The 16559-nt window shown below is 67.8% G+C and carries 15 protein-coding genes; 4 read left to right on the forward strand and 11 right to left on the reverse strand.

The window, feature by feature from the left end:
- Positions 1-181: 181 nt before the first annotated feature.
- The 10 genes from trmD to ftsY all read right to left on the reverse strand — a co-directional run bounded on the left by trmD (position 182) and on the right by ftsY (position 10682).
- Positions 182-865 carry a tRNA (guanosine(37)-N1)-methyltransferase TrmD gene (trmD, locus tag ON20_RS17335; protein ID WP_040836781.1) on the reverse strand — a complete coding sequence of 228 codons (684 nt, stop codon included), beginning with the start codon at positions 863-865 and terminating at the stop codon, positions 182-184.
- A 31-nt stretch (positions 866-896) separates the two neighbouring features.
- Complete coding sequence (gene rimM, locus ON20_RS17340; RefSeq protein WP_040836782.1) at positions 897-1418, reverse strand: ribosome maturation factor RimM; 522 nt, start codon at positions 1416-1418, stop codon at positions 897-899.
- Positions 1419-1661, reverse strand: coding sequence for an RNA-binding protein (locus ON20_RS17345; RefSeq protein ID WP_040836783.1), 243 nt, complete (start codon positions 1659-1661; stop codon positions 1419-1421).
- Positions 1661-2101, reverse strand: coding sequence for a 30S ribosomal protein S16 (gene rpsP, locus ON20_RS17350; RefSeq protein ID WP_040836785.1), 441 nt, complete (start codon positions 2099-2101; stop codon positions 1661-1663). The genes ON20_RS17345 and rpsP overlap by 1 nt, the downstream gene beginning before the upstream one ends.
- A 202-nt stretch (positions 2102-2303) precedes the next feature.
- Positions 2304-3860, reverse strand: coding sequence for a signal recognition particle protein (gene ffh, locus ON20_RS17355; RefSeq protein WP_040836787.1), 1557 nt, complete (start codon positions 3858-3860; stop codon positions 2304-2306).
- A gap of 241 nt (positions 3861-4101) precedes the next feature.
- Positions 4102-4443, reverse strand: coding sequence for a hypothetical protein (locus ON20_RS17360; RefSeq protein WP_051162683.1), 342 nt, complete (start codon positions 4441-4443; stop codon positions 4102-4104).
- 208 nt (positions 4444-4651) lie between these two features.
- A complete protein-coding gene (locus ON20_RS17365) occupies positions 4652-7123 on the reverse strand; it encodes a [protein-PII] uridylyltransferase (RefSeq protein WP_040836789.1) in 2472 nt (823 codons plus the stop codon).
- A 99-nt stretch (positions 7124-7222) separates the two neighbouring features.
- On the reverse strand, positions 7223-7561 hold the full coding sequence (locus tag ON20_RS17370) for a P-II family nitrogen regulator (RefSeq protein WP_040836791.1): 339 nt from the start codon (positions 7559-7561) through the stop codon (positions 7223-7225).
- A gap of 4 nt (positions 7562-7565) precedes the next feature.
- Positions 7566-8855 carry an ammonium transporter gene (locus ON20_RS17375; protein ID WP_169332351.1) on the reverse strand — a complete coding sequence of 430 codons (1290 nt, stop codon included), beginning with the start codon at positions 8853-8855 and terminating at the stop codon, positions 7566-7568.
- A gap of 231 nt (positions 8856-9086) precedes the next feature.
- Positions 9087-10682, reverse strand: coding sequence for a signal recognition particle-docking protein FtsY (gene ftsY / locus ON20_RS17380; RefSeq protein WP_051162699.1), 1596 nt, complete (start codon positions 10680-10682; stop codon positions 9087-9089).
- Between the two features lie 202 nt (positions 10683-10884).
- Between ftsY and ON20_RS17385 the strand changes: the two genes are divergently transcribed.
- The 4 genes from ON20_RS17385 to ON20_RS17395 all read left to right on the forward strand — a co-directional run bounded on the left by ON20_RS17385 (position 10885) and on the right by ON20_RS17395 (position 15439).
- Entirely contained in the window at positions 10885-11274 is a 390-nt protein-coding gene (locus ON20_RS17385; protein ID WP_040836797.1) for a DUF2237 family protein, read from the forward strand.
- A gap of 61 nt (positions 11275-11335) precedes the next feature.
- The gene (locus ON20_RS36485; RefSeq protein ID WP_218002540.1) at positions 11336-11497 is read left to right on the forward strand and encodes a hypothetical protein; all 162 of its coding nucleotides are present in this window, start codon (positions 11336-11338) and stop codon (positions 11495-11497) included.
- A 137-nt stretch (positions 11498-11634) separates the two neighbouring features.
- Positions 11635-12042: a Zn-ribbon domain-containing OB-fold protein gene (locus ON20_RS17390; protein WP_051162685.1), complete on the forward strand. Its 408-nt coding sequence runs from the start codon at positions 11635-11637 to the stop codon at positions 12040-12042.
- A gap of 121 nt (positions 12043-12163) precedes the next feature.
- Positions 12164-15439, forward strand: coding sequence for a protein kinase domain-containing protein (locus ON20_RS17395; RefSeq protein WP_040836798.1), 3276 nt, complete (start codon positions 12164-12166; stop codon positions 15437-15439).
- Between the two features lie 75 nt (positions 15440-15514).
- Here ON20_RS17395 and ON20_RS17400 read toward each other — a convergent pair.
- A partial coding sequence (locus tag ON20_RS17400) for an AAA family ATPase (RefSeq protein ID WP_040836799.1) occupies positions 15515-16559 on the reverse strand: 1045 nt, incomplete at its 5' end.

Here is a 16559-nt window from a genome sequence, read left to right on the forward strand (position 1 = left end):
CCGCTTCACCAGGAGACAAAGAAGGTGGAGAACCACCGCACCCGACGGAACTTCGCCATGAAGAGGCGCCATGACATGCGTCGACGGCGTTCGGCCGGCGGATACCGCACGGCGGGGAACGCGAACGGCCGGCTTCGCGCCGTACACATTTCGCCCGGCAGTGGGCCACCGCGCCCGGATGCTAATCGGGTGGCAGCAGATCCGGACGTCGCTGTCGGGTGCGCGCCAGCGACTGCTCCCGACGCCACGCCGCCACCTTGGCGTGGTCGCCGGACAACAGGATCGGCGGGACGTCGAGCCCGCGCCAGCTCGCCGGGCGAGTGTAGCCGGGTCCTTCCAACAGCCCGTCGGAGAACGAGTCCTGTTGGTGCGATAGCTGATTGCCCAGTACACCGGGGATCAGCCGGACCACGGCCTCGGTGATCACCAGAACGGCGGCCTCCCCGCCGATCAGCACATAGTCGCCGATGCTGACCTCTTCCACCCGGACCCGGCGTGCGGCGTCGTCGAACACCCGCTGGTCGATCCCCTCGTAACGTCCGCACGCGAACACCAGATGCGGTTCGGTCGCCCAACGCTGCGCGGTGGCCTGGGTGAACGGCACTCCGGCGGGTGTGGGTACCACCAGCAGCGCCTCGTCGGGGCACACCTCGTCCAGGGCGGGACCCCAGACGGTGGGCTTCATGACCATGCCGGGACCGCCCCCGTAGGGCGAATCGTCGACGGATTTGTGCACGTCGTGGGTCCAGTGCCGCAGATCGTGCACGGCGATCTCGAGCAGCCCCTTCTCGACGGCCTTGCCCAGCAGTGCCGTACGCAGTGGCTCCAGATACTCCGGGAAAATGGTGACGACGTCTATTCGCATGTTCGTCCGCCTCGCAAGAGACCCGCCGACGTCATTCGGGATCCAGCAGCCCGTCCGGCGGATCGATCACGATCAGCCCTTCGTCGACCGACACGGTGGGCACGATCGCGGTCACAAACGGCACCAGGACTTCCCGGCCGTCGGCCATGCGCACCGACAGCAGTTCCCCGGCCGCCGAATGCAACACCTCGGCGACGGTGCCCACCGTCGAACCGTCGATATGCCGGACGGACAGCCCCTCCAGTTCGTGGTCGTAGAACTCGTCCGGGTCGGAGGGGGGCGGTAATTCGGCGCTGTCCACCACGAACAGCATGCCGCGTAGTGCGTCCGCGGCGGTGCGGTCGCCGATTCCGGCCAGCCGCACCAGGAGTCGGCCCGAATGCTGCCGGGCCGACTCGACGGTGAACTCACGTAGCGGGCCGGATCGCCCGGCGCGTCCGCGCAGGCGCGCGCCGGGGGCGAACCGTTCCTCGGGTTCGTCGGTGCGAACCTCCACCACCAGTTCGCCCCGCACCCCGTGCGATTTGGCGACCCGCCCTACGACGAGTTCCATCTACCGGTCGGTGTCGACCACGTCGACCCGGATACCCCGACCACCGATACCGGCGACGAGGGTGCGCAGCGCGTTCGCGGTGCGACCGCCGCGACCGATGACCTTGCCCAGGTCGTCGGGGTGGACATGCACCTCGACGGTGCGTCCGCGCCGGCCGGTGAGCAGCTCGACACGCACATCGTCGGGATTGGCGACGATACCGCGGATCAGGTGTTCGACGGCATCGGCGACGACGGCGCTCATTACTCGGCGGCCTCGGTGTCACCCTCGGCGGGCGCTTCGGCCGCCTCGTCCTTCTTGGCCTTCTTCTTGGGGGTGACGGCCTCGGCGACCGGCTCGTTGTCGGCGGCGGCCAGCGCCTCGTTGAACAGCTCCAGCTTGGTCTTCTTCCCCGGGGCGACCTTCAGGGTGCCCTCGCCGCCCGGCAGGCCCTTGAACTTCTGCCAGTCACCGGTGATCTCCAGCAGCCGCTGCACCGGCTCGGTGGGCTGCGCGCCGACCTTCAGCCAGTGCTGCACCCGCTCGGAGTCGATCTCGATCAGCGAGGGCTCTTCCTTCGGGTGGTATTTCCCGATGGCTTCGATGGCCCGGCCGTCGCGACGGGTGCGGGCATCCGCGACGACGACGCGGTATTGCGGGTTGCGGATCTTGCCCATGCGGGTGAGCTTGATGCGGACAGCCATGTGCTGATCTGCCTTTCGAAGGTTGGTCACGGCGCAATTCAGCGACTCGCACGGGTTCGCGAGCCCGGTTTTGCGGTTGAAGTGTGTGACCGCCGCGCGGTACGTAACCGGAGACGGGCTGACACTGTCCGGGAAGGACGATCGACCATTCTGCCAGATGGGCTCCGAGCACCGGAAATCGGCTCCGGAGCCCCGAGCGCGGCTACTTGTTCGGGAACTTCAGCTTGGAGATATCGATGCCCTCGAGCCCCGGCGGGAGCTGGTCGAGCCCGGCGGGCATATTCGACAGGTCCGGCATACCGGGCGGCAGACCCGGCATACCGGGGAATCCGCCGCGCATCCTGGGCGGCGTGGGACCGCGTCCCCCCTTGCCCTTCTTACCCTTCTTGCCCTTCTTGGCGCGCCGGTTGGCCCCCGGCATACCCATCTGCCGGCCCATCGCGGCCATCACCTTCCTGGCCTCGAAGAACCGGTCGACCAGTTGGTTGACGTCGGAGACCTGGACGCCGGAGCCATTGGCGATGCGCAGCCGCCGGGAGGCGTTGATGATCTTGGGGTTGGCGCGTTCGGCCGGGGTCATACCGCGGATGATGGCCTGCACACGGTCGAGCTGTTTGTCGTCGACCTGGGAGATGACGTCTTTCATCTGACCCGCGCCGGGCAGCATGCCGAGCAGGTTGCCGATCGGGCCGAGTTTGCGGATGGCCAGCATCTGCTCGAGGAAATCCTCGAGGGTGAGCTCACCGCTGCCGATCTTGCGCGCGGCCTCCTCGGCCTGCTGCTGGTCGTAGACCTGTTCGGCCTGCTCGATGAGGGTGAGCACATCGCCCATACCGAGGATGCGGCTCGCCATCCGGTCGGGGTGGAAGACGTCGAAATCTTCCAGTTTCTCGCCGGTGGAGGCGAACATGATCGGCGCGCCGGTGACGTTGCGCACACTCAACGCGGCGCCGCCGCGGGCGTCGCCGTCGAGCTTGGTGAGCACCACACCGGTGAAGCCGACACCGTCCCGGAACGACTCGGCGGTGTTCACCGCGTCCTGGCCGATCATGGCGTCGAGGACGAACAGGATCTCGTCGGGTTTCACCACGTCACGGATACCCGCGGCCTGCGCCATGAGTTCGGCGTCGATACCGAGCCGACCGGCGGTGTCGACGATGACCACGTCGTACTGTTTGGCGCGCGCCTCCGCCACTCCGGACTCGGCGACGGCCACCGGGTCGGCGGCGCTGACGCCCAGCGCGTTCTCCCCACCACCGACCGAGGTCCCCGGATGCGGCGCGAAAACCTGGGCCCCCGCCCGCTCGCCGACCACCTGGAGCTGGGTGACGGCACCGGGCCGCTGCAGGTCACAGGCCACCAGCAGGGGATGATGCCCCTGGTCCTTGAGCCATTTCGCCAGCTTGCCCGCCAGGGTGGTCTTACCGGAGCCCTGCAGACCGGCGAGCATGATCACCGTCGGGGGGGTCTTCGCCAGGGTGAGCCGGCGGGTCTCACCGCCCAGGATGCCGACGAGTTCCTCGTTGACGATCTTGACGACCTGCTGGGCGGGGTTGAGCGCCGCGGACACCTCCGCGCCCTTGGCCCGCTCCTTGATCCGAGCGATGAATCCCCGCACCACCGGGAGCGCGACATCGGCCTCCAGCAGGGCGAGGCGGATCTCGCGGCAGGTGCTGTCGATATCGGCCGGCGACAGCCGTCCCTTGCCGCGGAGGTCGGTGAGGGCACCGGTTAACCGGTCGGACAGGGATTCGAACACCGATCGCGCTCCTGATCTCGAGGGACGTCACTGCGTACCAGCGTATCGGAGCGCGCATGGGTCCATACGCGGACGGCGGCACCTCGAGCGCGGCGTGCCACCGTCCGCGCGGCGACCCGAGACGGCGACGTACCACCCCGCGGGTCACCTCTTCCTCGAATCGGCCCGTCTCGGGGTCGGGGCCGGACCGACCGGAGCGAATCCGCGTAGCGGGGTTCGCGGAGAAAGGGAAGATCCGAGGTTACAAGGGCCCCGACACGCGCTGCCCGGGGGCAGCGCAATCGGGATCGGTACGCGGCGTCCCGTGGTAGTCGTGGTTCTCCACGGCGACCAGGAACGCCGCCTCTCGTCCGGTCAGGCCCAGCACGTGGGCGAGACCGTCGAGGGTGGACCAATCACCTTCGATGGGCCGGCCCGCGGTGGCGACCGTACCGGCCACCGCCATCGCCGTCACCGCTTGCCGCCCGGTGAGTGTGCGTCCGGGAAGCCACGACACCACCCACATATCGCCGCCGACGCAGCGGGCTATATGCGGGGTCACATCACTGGTCATGATCGACGACGAAACAACCTCGATTGCCATCGGCTTGCTCCCTCGTGCGGGTGATAATGCCCGTGCCTTTCGTGCCGGTGACTCGGCTGCCCTGCAGTGGCCGCCGTCTGAGATGTTAGGGGTCGCCACCTTACGGGTCCGACCCGTCGGCGAATCGTTGGCAAACGGTATCGAAACAGAGATATCGCAGGTAACGGTGCCATCTCGGCCATAATTCGCCACTCAGCGAACTAATTGGCTACCGCTGTTTCTCCGATTCGGGCCTCCGCGGGGCCGGCCGCGGCACCACGTTCAGGATCGCCTGCTCGATCGCGGTGCGCCGGGCCCGTCCGGTATTACCGCCGAGGTCGAGACAGAAGGCGTCGACCACCGCCGACCCCATGGTCACCACCTTCGCCCATCGCACATCCGCCCCGCAGTCGGCCAGGGCGGCGGCCAGCCTGCTGAGCAGCCCGAGCCGGTCCTCGGTCCGCAACTGCAGAATCACCTGGCCGGCCACCGAGGCCTGCGACCACAGGACCCGCGGTTCGGTCCGAGCGAAACGACCGGCACCGCTCGTTTCGCGTTCGCGTGCGTCCAGGGCCGACCGGACATCCAAGCCCCCGTCCATGGCACGAATGAGCTCCTGACGCAGCAGACCGGCATCGGGCGGACCACCGAATATCGGCGACACCACGAAGGTGTTGATCGCCGACTTCCCCGCCCCGCCGACCGCCGCCGAAAGCACCCGCAGCGAATTCAACGCCAGTACCCCGGCGGTCGCCGACAGCAGCCCGGTCGCGTCCGGTGCGATTACCGTGACGATATGGCTGTAGCGTCCCTCGCCGGGTTTCAGCTCGACATGCACTCCGCCCCCCGCGGCGCGTTCGAGCAGTTCCGGCGGAATCGGCTCCGGCGCGGGCAGTGGGTCCCCGGCCATCACCATGCGACAGCGGCGGACCAGTTCCCCGATCAGCGCGGCCTTCCAGTCGCCCCACACCCCGGGTCCGGTCGCCAGCGAATCCGCTTCCGCGAGAGTGTGCAGCAGCTCCAGCAGTTGCGGATCGCCGTCAAGTGTCCGCACGACGAAATGCACGGTCTCCGAGTCGGAGATATCGCGGCGGATCGCCGTATGCGGCAGCAGCAGATGGTGGCGCACCATGGCGTGCAGGGTGCGGATATCCGAGGGCCACAACCCCATTCGCCGGCCGATCCGGGTGGCCAGTTCGGCGCCGACGATACTGTGGTCCTCTTCCCGGCCCTTGCCGATATCGTGCAGCAGTGCTCCCAGGACGAGCAGATCGGGGCGTGCCACCCGGGTACCGAGAGTGCTCGCGTAGGCGACGGTCTCCGTCAGGTGCCGATCGACGGTCCAGGTGTGCAGGGCGTCACGCGGCGGCAGATCGCGGACCGCGCCCCATTCCGGGAACAGCCGGCCCCACAGGCCCGTCCGGTCCAGGGCCTCGACGGCGTCGATGAGGCCACGGCCGGAGCCGAGCAGCACCAGTAGGTCGTCGAGGGCATCCCTGGGCCAGGGTTCGCGCAGTTCGGGCGCATCCTCGGACAGCCGGTTCAACGTGGTGGCCGACATCGGCAGCCCGGTCTGCGCCGAGGCGGCGGCCACTCGCAGCACCAGAGCGGGGTCACGCCGCGGGCGGGCGTCGCGGGCGAGCACCACCTCGCCCGCGTGCTCCACCACGCCCTCATCGAGCGGGCGGCGCACCGGCATCCGGCGCAGCCGGGCCGGCCCGCGCCGCGGTAGCGCATTGGCCGCGGTGCGCAGTCCGACATCCACCGAATAGCCCACGGTGCGCGCCGAATCACTGAGCATGCGGGCCAGATCGAACCGGTCCCCGATCCGCAGCGCCGCGCCGATCTCGTCGGCGTCCTGGGCACGTAACCGGTCCCGGGCCCGCCCGGCCACGCGGTGCAGTTCGGTACGTACGTCCAACAGCCGCCGGCGCGCGTGTTCCAGACCGCCCCCGGGTACATCCGGTCCGATCCCGGGCATGGCATCGGTCAACTGGGCGAGGGCCAGGGCATCGATCAGTTGGATATCACGCAGGCCGCCCCGGCCGTTCTTCAGATCGGGTTCGGCCCGGTGCGCGATCTCCCCGCTGCGCTCCCAGCGGGCCCGGGCCGAGGCGATGAGCGCGTCGAATCGGAAGCGGATCCCGGTCCGCCATTCGCGCCGCACCCCGCCGATGAGCAGGTTGCTCACCTCGGCGTCGCCGACGATATGTCGGGCCTCCAGCATGCCGAGCGCGGCGACCAGGTCATCGCTTGCGACCCGCAGCGCCTGCGGAACGGTTCGGACGCTGTGGTCGAGTTTGATATGGGCGTCCCACAGCGGATACCAGAGCCGGTCGGCAATTTCGGCCACCCGCGCCGGGTCGATGTCCTCGTGCAACAGCACCAGATCCAGATCCGAGTACGGCAGCATCTCCCGACGCCCGAGGCCGCCGACCGCGATGAGGGCCAGACCGCTGTCGGGGATTATCCCGACCTCGCCGCCCTTGCCGGTGAGCCAGAGGTCGTACAGGTCGACCAGGGCCGAACGCAGCGCTTCCGCGTCGAGCCGGTGAGTGCGGGTCCCCCCGTCGAGCAGTTGGTCCCGGGCCCGGACCAGATCGGCGGCACCGTGGGACACCGTGACAGATCTGTCCGGTCCGTCGTTGCCCGCCCGGCTCGCGCCGTGTTGTCGCCGACCGCTACCCACAGAAACCACCACCTGTTCACGCGTGCGGCCCCGCCCCGACCGAGTATTCGGTGGGAGCGGGGCCGCTGTTGCCGTTCGTCCCGCTGTCGACGCCGTCGTTCACATCACGCGTTACAGCGCGTCGGTGCCGCGCTCGCCGGTGCGGACCCGGATGATGGTCTCCACCGGGGTCACCCACACCTTGCCGTCACCGATCTTGCCGGTACGCGAGGACTCCACGATGATCTCGACGACTCGGTCGACGGAGGCATCGTCCACGACGACCTCCACCCGCACCTTCGGTACGAAGTCCACCGAGTACTCCGCACCGCGGTACACCTCGGTGTGGCCTTTCTGCCGGCCGTAGCCCTGTACCTCGCTCACGGTCATCCCGAACACACCCGCCTGTTCCAGGCCGGTCTTGACATCCTCGAGCGTGAACGGTTTGACGATTGCGGTGATCAGTTTCATCTGGTCATGCCTCCTTGACGACCGAACGGGCCCCGCCACCCACTGCGGTGAAATCGTATGCCGTTTCCGCGTGCTCGGATTCGTCCATACCCGCGGACTCCTCTTCCGCACTGGCCCGCAGGCCGATGGTCACCTTGATTGCGAACGCGATCACCAATGCCACCACGAACGAGTACACCAGTACCGCCAGCGCGCCGAGCGTCTGCCTGCCGAGCAGCGCGAGACCGCCTCCGTAGAGCAGACCTTCGGCGCCGGCGGGCGCCTCGGGCGCGGCGAAGAGACCGATCGACACGGTGCCGATCACACCACCCACCATGTGGATACCCACCACGTCGAGCGAATCGTCGTAGCCGAACCGGAACTTCAGGCCTACCGCCAGCGCGCACACTGCACCGGCAATGGCGCCGATGGCCAGCGCGCCGAGCACGTTCACCGACGAACACGAGGGGGTGATGGCGACCAGGCCCGCCACGATACCGGACGCGGCACCCAGCGAGGTCGGCTTGCCGTCGCGGATCTTCTCCACCAGCAGCCAGGCCAACATCGCGGCCGCGGTGGCCACCAGGGTGGTGATGAAGGTTGCCCCGGCGACACCGTCGGCCGCCACCGCCGAACCGGCGTTGAAACCGAACCAACCGAACCACAGCAGCGCCGCACCGAGCATGACGAACGGCAGATTGTGCGGGCGGAACGGCATTTTCGGCCAACCGGCCCGTTTGCCGATGACCAGTGCCAGCGCCAGCGCGGCCGCACCGGAGTTGATGTGCACGGCGGTGCCACCGGCGAAGTCGATGGCACCGACCTTCTCCATGATCCAGCCACCGCCCCAGACCCAGTGCGCGACCGGGAAATACACCACGGTGGCCCAGACGACGATGAACACCAGCCAGGCGCCGAACTTCATCCGATCGGCCACGGCACCGGAGATGAGGGCGACCGTGATGATCGCGAACATCGCCTGGAAGGCGACGAATACCGTCGCCGGGAGGGTGCCGAACAGCGGCACACCGGTGGATTCCTCGCCGAACCCGCTGATCAGCGTGCTCAACCCGAAGAACTGGCCGGGGTCGCCCAGGAGGCCGGCCTTGTCGGTGCCGAAGGCCACCGAGAAGCCGTACAGCACCCACAGGACCGTGACAACGGCCATGGCGCTGATGCTCATCATGATCATGTTGAGCACGTTCTTGCCGCGAACCATGCCGCCGTAGAAGAACGCCAGCCCGGGCGTCATCAACAGCACCAGCGCAGCGCTGGTCAATATCCATGCGGTGTCGCCGGCGTTGGGCTCGCCGATCACGGTTTCCACCTACTGTCCTCCCTCATCCAGAGCCACGTCGTATGCGACATGGGCCTGACACTGAGGTTGCTCACTCGGTGTTTCATCCGTGACGCCCCCGCGTTTCGCCTGGGTGAACGGATGGACCGGCCATGTTTCTTCTGCGTTTCCGACAGCGCGCGGGCGGTTTCGGGTACCCGGTGAGCCGGTTGCGAACCGTATCCCCCGCTATACGCGAGCCGGCGGAACTCAGCCGAGCAAGGCGTCCACGAAGGCCGCCGGCTCGAACGGGGCGAGATCGTCGGCCCCCTCGCCGAGGCCGACCAATTTCACCGGCACACCGAGCTCATGCTGGACCTGGAAGACGATACCGCCCTTGGCGGTTCCGTCCAGCTTCGTCAACACGACACCGGTGATATCGACCACCTCGGCGAACACCCGCGCCTGCATGAGCCCGTTCTGGCCGATGGTGGCGTCGAGGACGAGCAGGACCTCGTCCACCGCGGCCTTCTTCTCCACCACCCGCTTCACCTTGCCGAGTTCGTCCATCAGCCCGGTTTTGGTGTGCAACCGGCCCGCGGTGTCGACGAGTACGGCATCCACCCCATTGGCGACCCCGGTGGCCACCGCGTCGAAGGCCACCGCCGCGGGGTCGGCGCCTTCCCGGCCGCGGACGGTTTCCGCGCCCACGCGCTCACCCCAGGTCTGCAACTGGTCGGCGGCGGCCGCGCGGAAGGTGTCGGCGGCACCGAGCAGCACCCGACGGCCGTCGGCGACCAGCACCCGCGCCAGTTTGCCGGTGGTGGTGGTCTTGCCGGTGCCGTTGACCCCGACGACGAGCAGGACGGACGGGTGATCGGCATGCGGCAGGGCGCGTATCGAACGGTCCAGCTCCGGACGCAGCGCTTCGATCAGCACATCGCGCAGCACGGCCCGGGCCTGGCCGGGGGTACGCACACTGCGGGCGGCCATCTCCTCACGCAACCGCTCGACCACCGCGGTGGTGCTCGCGGTACCGAGATCGGCCAGGAGCAGGGTGTCCTCCACCTCTTCCCACGATTCCTCGTCCAGATCGCCGCCGCCGAGCAGGCCGAGCAGGCTCTTGCCGACCGCGTTCTGCGAGCGGGCCAGCCGACCCCGCAACCGCACCAGGCGGCCCGCGGTCGGCTCGATCTCCTCGATCTCGGGAACCAGATGCGCGCCCGCGGCCGTATCGGGGGCGCTGACGGTCTCCTCGGGGGCGACGGTCTCCGTGCTATCGGGGACGACGGTCTCCGGCGCCGGGGCCTCCCCTTCGACGGTGGTCGTCTCCGGCTCGGCGGCCGTGGTGCCCCGCGGAGGGGCCTCGATATCAGTGGTGTCGGCCGGCGCCGTTTCGGTCTCCGGCGCCGTTTCCGCCTCGGGAACCGCGGAGGCCTCGGGCGCGACAGCGGCCTCGGGGCTCACCGGGGCCTCGGCGGCAGGAGCCTCCGGTTCGACGGTGGCCGCACCGCCGGTCGCGCCCTCGACCAGGGGCGGTTCCGGTAACGGCACATCGGTGATCCCGCGGCGGGGGGCGTCACGCGGTATCGCGGCATCGTCACCGATATGCGGTTGTCCCTCGGTATCGGTGCGTTGGTGAGGCTCGGGGCGGGGCGGCGCGACGGTCGCGCCCTGGCCACCGCGGCTGAAACTGAAGCCGCCGGCGGCCTGGTATCCACCGGACCGGTCGGTCAGCTCGCGTTGTTCCTCGGCCGGCGCCGTCAGCGAAACCCGCCGTCGTTTGTAGAGGACGAAACCGGCGACCAACGCCACCAGTACTATGGCGGCGATCACTGCGATCAGAATCCACGCTTCGGCACTCACGTCGACCATCCTTGCAGAGCCGAACCGGACGAGCCGCGACCCCGCCCACGCGTTAGGAAAGTCGCCGGTGCCGCCGACCCTGCCCCCCGCGCCGGTCACGGGCGGAAAGCGGCCCGAGCCGGGCACGCCCGATCGGAAACACAGCCGGGTGAGATTTCTTGTCCTGCGGAACTTCTCGCGGCGGCCCAATAGGATCGGCGACGTGACCGATCGAAACGTGCTTGGGGGTCCGCTGGAAGAGTGCGGCACCGATCCTCTGACCGGCTTCTACCGTGACGGCTGCTGCAGCACCGGACCGGAAGATCTCGGCAGTCATACCGTGTGCACGGTCGTCACGGCCGAGTTCCTGGAACATCAGGCGTCCATCGGTAATGATCTGAGTACGCCCCGTCCGGAGAACAATTTTCCCGGCCTACAGCCCGGGGACAGATGGTGTGTGGTGGCCGTGCGCTGGTTACACGCACACGAGGACGGTGTCGCCGCGCCGGTGATACTGGCGGCAACCCATGAGAACGCACTGGAAGTGATATCGATGGACATTCTGCGCAAGTACGCCGTCGACGTTCCCGACGATGTCAGCGACTTGTTGTAGGAGCTGTGGCCAGGACCTGTGGCAGAACCGATACCTACCGCGCGGCGAACGCAAGGAATGGGTGGCGATCGCCAAGCTCGACGACCGGGTGTCCGGCGACGATCCCCTGATCGGTTCGGAGGCCGGAACGGCCGTCCTACCCGATTGCAGGGCGGACCCGCGCCTGTGTCGGTTCCTGGACGTTGTCGCCGAGCCGCTTCCTCGTCGGGTCGGCTTGCTCTGATGTCGCGAAGGGTACGCGGCGCCGCCTCGGTATCCACAGAAATAGGTATGCCTCGGGCCATTCGGCCGACGCGATTCGACGTTATTCGGGCGAATCTGGAATTCCATCCGTCTGCACGATGATTTCGAGGCCGGTGTATGCAGGAAAGGAACTCCGGGGACGTCCGGGACGGTATCCACGACCACGCGCAACACACACAGACCCTGCTGCTGATCCGTCGCTGCGAGGGTTGTAGCAAGCTGTTCGCGCCGACCGTCGTCACCTGCGCGTCGTGCCGATCCGCCGATCTCACCTGGGTGCCGTCGACCGGCACCGGGACGATCATGTGCTCGAGAGAACTGCGACACGCCCCGAACGCTCTCGCCGAACCGGCGGTGTCGACGATTGCCATCGTCGCGCTCGACAAAGGCCCTTGGCTGTACACCACGATCGACGGGGACCTTCCACTGTCTCCGCAACGGCCGGTGCGGGTGCACTTCCGAGCGCAGCCCCGTGGAGAACGATTTCCGGTCTTCACGCTCAGTCCGGAACAGGTTACTTTCTGAGGCGACTCGAGGAACCGGGCCTCGCCGCTGAAGCGCCTTCGGCGATACAGTGAGTATCGGCGGGAGGTAAGCGCATGTTGCCTGGTACCTGCGGATATAACCGGCGGATTGTACTCGGTCGATGACCGGCTCCGATCCCCTGCGAACACAGCGTGAGCCGCAAACATCCGTCGCGGCGGAACTGGAGACGGCCGGTTTCGAGGACGCGCTGGAGGTCGGTAGCGGGGGTTTCGGGGTCGTCTACCGCTGCAGGCAGACGGCGCTGGACCGAACGGTGGCCGTGAAGGTTCTGACCGCCGAGTTCGATGAAGACAATCGGGCGCGATTCGTCCGAGAGCAGCGGGCGATGGGCCGACTGACCGGGCATCCGAATATCGTGACCGTGCTGCAGGTAGGGGTTACCGCAGGCGGGCACCCCTACCTCGTGACGCCGTACTACCCGCTGGGTTCCCTCGAAACAAGGATCCGCCGGCACGGCCTGCTTCCGATGGAAGACGTATTGCAGATCGGGGTGAAGATCGCCGGTGCGCTCGAGAGCGCGCATCGGCTCGGGGTGCTGCATCGGGACGTGAAGCCGGGAAATATCCTGCTCACCGATTACGGCGAGCCGGCACTGACCGATTTCGGTATCGCGCATATCGCTGATGAGTTCCAGACCGCCAAGGGCACTGTGACCGGTTCTCCGGCGTTCACCGCGCCCGAGGTGCTGGAAGGGGGCACACCGACGCCCGCCGCCGATGTGTACGGGCTCGGCGCCACACTGTTCAGCGCACTCACCGGGCACGCGGCCTTCGAACGCCGTAGCGGCGAGAACATGGTGACCCAGTTCTTGCGGATAACCACCCAGCCGGTCCCGGACCTGCGTGCGAACGGTATCGACGCGGACGTATCCGCCCTGGTGGAGTCGGCGATGAGCCGAAACCGCGACGAGCGTCCCTCTGCGGCCGATTTCGGGAGAACCATTCGGCAGGTACAGCAGCGCCACGGATTCCCGCTGAGCAATATGGCGCTGCAGAACGAACCGGTTCCGGAATATCGAAGCGAACAAAGCCGAGCGCAGGACCCCCGACCGCCGCTGGGCCGGGGTGACGGCAATCTTCCGCTCGAGATGACCAGTCTCATCAACCGGCGCACCGAGCTGACAGAGGTGAAGAATCTGCTGGCCACGTCGCGCCTGGTGACGCTGACCGGGATCGGCGGCGTAGGGAAATCGAGGCCGGCGCTGCGGGCCGCGTCACAGGCGAGGCGGGACTTCCCCGACGGCGTGTGGTTGATCGAACTGGCCGATGTTTCCGATGCCTCGAGGCTGATCGCCGTGACGGCAGCCACATTAGGGGTGCGGGACGAAACGCCCGGGCCGCTGTTCGAGGAGCTCGTACGGTTCCTGGGCTACCGCGAAGCGCTGCTCGTGCTGGACAACTGTGAGCAGATGGTGGAGGCCGCCGCGGCGGTCGGCCAAGCGCTGCTCCAGGCGTGTCCGGACGTGCGGCTACTCGTCACCAGCCGCGAGCCGTTGAATATCGCCGGGGAAGCGGTCCTGCGGGTGCCGCCACTCACGGTTCCCGAACCGAACCGAGAGCCCCCACTGCTGGGGTTGCCCCGATTCGACGCGGTGACCTTGTTCGCCGAACGTGCCGCGGCGGCGGTCCCGGGCTTCGAACTCAACGAGGACAACAAGGGGGCCGTGGCCCGGATCTGCACCCGTCTGGACGGTTTACCGCTCGCGATCGAACTGGCGGCCGCCCGGATGCGCACCCTGTCACCGCAGCAGATCTTGCAGCGGCTGGACGATCGGTATTCACTGCTCACCCGCGCCACTCGCACCGCCCCGACACGCCAGCAGATCCTGCGGTTGTGCATCGACTGGAGCTACGAGTTGTGCACCCCGGTAGAACAGCAGCTGTGGGCTCAACTCTCGGTGTTCGCCGGTAGCTGCGAACTGGACGCCGTGGAAGGAGTCTGCGACATCGACCCGGCACCGGACAGCCTGCTGGATGTGCTGGCCTCGCTGGTGGACAAATCCATCCTCATCCGGGATGAAACGGACACCGTCGTGCGTTTTCGGATGCTCGATACGCTCCGCGACTACGGCCGGCAGAAGCTGCAGGAATCCGGCCACTATCGCGATATGCGCCGCCGACATCACGACTGGTACCAGCGGATGCTGTTCGACTCCGAGGCCGGGTGGATCGGCGCGCAACAACCCGTCTGGATCGCACGCCTGGAACGGGAACAGCCCAACCTGCGGGACGCGCTCGAATTCTGCCTGAGCGAGGACACCGACGCGGCGGCCGACGCGGGGCTGTGTACCGCTGCCGCACTGTACGAGTTCTGGAACTTCCGAGGCCTGTACGGCGAAGGCCGGTCCTGGCTGAACCGCGTTCTCGCCCGCCCGAAGGCGCGGTCGGTACCCCATCGCGTCGAAGCGCTCTGCGCCGCGAGCAAGTTGACCTCGTCACACGGCGAGTTCCAGGCGGCCGCGGCGCTGTTGGAGGAGGCCCGAACACTCGCCGGACAGGACCCATCCCCGAAGGTCGGGGCAGGTATCGCCTATGCCGATGGCATGCTCGCACTGGCCCGTGGCGAATCCGGTCAAGCGTCCTCCCATATGAAGCGGGTTGTGGAATTGACCGGCTCGGATCGGGCGGGACAACTCGGATTGAGCGCGTTGGCCATGCTCGGCATAGCGTACGAACTGCGCGACGACACCGAACATGCGAGCGAGTACTACCGTGAGGTGCTCTCGATCACCGAGCCGCGCGGTGAGGTGCTGCATCGGGCGGCGGCGTTGCGGGGGCTGGGAGTCGCCGCATGGCAGCAGGGCGAGGGGAAACGCGCCCGCGAGTTGCTGGCGCAAGCGCTGCGCGTCAACAGCGGACTGAACAGCACGGTGATCACCGCGTATTGCCTCGAGGCGATGGCCTGGCTCGTCGACACCTCCGGCGAGGCCGAACGGGCGGCCGTACTGATGGGGGCCGCGCAGGGGGTGCGCCCGGCGGGCACCAGGGTGGCGACCGTTTTCCACAACATGTTGCGCTTCCATTCCGAATGTGAGCGGATGGCGCGCCGCAACCTCGGTGATCGCCGATTCGATGCCGCCTACCGGCGAGGCCTGGACATGAGCATGGACGCCGCCGTCACCTACGCGCTGGGCGAGCAGCCCACCGGCAAGGGCGGTATGGGCTCGGCGGTGGCGTTGACCAAGCGTGAGCGCCAAGTCGCCGGTCTGGTCGCGCAGGGGCTCAGCAACAAGCAGATCGCCGCGAAATTGGTTATCTCTCAACGCACCGCCCAAGGACATGTGGAACATATCCTGTCCAAACTGGGGTTCACCTCGCGCGCCCAGATCGCGGCATGGGTCGCCGAGCACGCACAACACAACGGCCCTCGCGCCTGATGCCGACCATATCGTCGTGGCCCACGCCGAGCAGGCGAGCGCCCCACACGTCGAGACACCGCCCGGAGCCGCGACTCAGCTCGCGGTACCCACCGAGGTGAGGTTCTCCCCGCGCAACCGCTGAGAGATCACCTGGGTGATCCCGTCGCCACGCATACTGACGCCGTAGAGCGCGTCGGCGATCTCCATGGTCGGCTTCTGATGGGTGATGACGATCAGCTGGCTCTTCTCCCGCAACTGTTCGAACAATCCGATCAGCCGACGCAGGTTGGTATCGTCCAGCGCGGCCTCCACCTCGTCCATCACGTAGAACGGCGACGGGCGGGCCCGGAAGATCGCCACCAGCAGTGCGACCGCGGTCAGCGACTTCTCACCGCCGGACAGCAGTGACAGCCGCTTGACCTTCTTCCCCGGCGGGCGCGCCTCCACCTCGATACCGGTGGTGAGCATGTCCGACGGGTCGGTGAGCAACAGCCTGCCCTCGCCCCCGGGGAACAGGGCCGCGAACACCCTGACGAATTCACGTTCCACATCGGCGTAGGCGTCGGTGAAAACCTGCAGAATGCGCGCGTCCACCTCGGCGACCACCTCGAGCAGGTCCTTGCGGGCGTTCTTGACGTCCTCGAGCTGGGTGGCCAGGAAGTTGTAGCGTTCCTCCAGCGCGGCGAACTCCTCCAGCGCGAGCGGGTTCACCTTGCCGAGAGTGGCCAGATCCTTCTCGGCACGTTTGGCCCGGCGTTCCTGGGTGGCCCGGTCGTATGGCATGGGCACGGGCGCGCTGACCTGTTCGCCGCGTTCTTCGGCCTGTTCGTATTCCCGCCATTCCAGGTCGCTGGGCGGCAGCGGCACCTCGGGGCCGTATTCGGCGATCAGATCGTCGAGGGCGATACCGAACTGTTCGGCGATCGTCGCCTCCAACTGTTCGATGCGCAGCGCGGCCTGCGCCTTGGCAACCTCGTCGCGGTGTACCGCGTCGGTGAGTTGCGCCAGTTGGGCGGTCAGGGCGCGCACCCGCTCCTTGATCTGCTCTACCCGGGCGGCGCATTCGCCGCGACGGCGTACCAGGTCGTCGCGGCGGCCGGCCGCCTCGGCGACCACCTCGTCGAGCCGGGCGGCGACG

This window comes from Nocardia brevicatena NBRC 12119 (assembly GCF_000308495.1).
GTDB classification, from domain to species: Bacteria; Actinomycetota; Actinomycetes; order Mycobacteriales; family Mycobacteriaceae; genus Nocardia; species Nocardia brevicatena.

What these genes read in the sequence shown, in the direction of transcription:
- trmD (WP_040836781.1), bottom strand. Translation starts at nt 865, where the DNA reads ATGCGAATAGACGTCGTCACCATTTTCCCGGAGTATCTGGAGCCACTG.
- rimM (WP_040836782.1), bottom strand. Translation starts at nt 1,418, where the DNA reads ATGGAACTCGTCGTAGGGCGGGTCGCCAAATCGCACGGGGTGCGGGGC.
- ON20_RS17345 (WP_040836783.1), bottom strand. Translation starts at nt 1,661, where the DNA reads ATGAGCGCCGTCGTCGCCGATGCCGTCGAACACCTGATCCGCGGTATC.
- rpsP (WP_040836785.1), bottom strand. Translation starts at nt 2,101, where the DNA reads ATGGCTGTCCGCATCAAGCTCACCCGCATGGGCAAGATCCGCAACCCG.
- ON20_RS17360 (WP_051162683.1), bottom strand. Translation starts at nt 4,443, where the DNA reads ATGGCAATCGAGGTTGTTTCGTCGTCGATCATGACCAGTGATGTGACC.
- ON20_RS17370 (WP_040836791.1), bottom strand. Translation starts at nt 7,561, where the DNA reads ATGAAACTGATCACCGCAATCGTCAAACCGTTCACGCTCGAGGATGTC.
- ON20_RS17390 (WP_051162685.1), top strand. Translation starts at nt 11,635, where the DNA reads ATGCAGGAAAGGAACTCCGGGGACGTCCGGGACGGTATCCACGACCAC.
- ON20_RS17395 (WP_040836798.1), top strand. Translation starts at nt 12,164, where the DNA reads ATGACCGGCTCCGATCCCCTGCGAACACAGCGTGAGCCGCAAACATCC.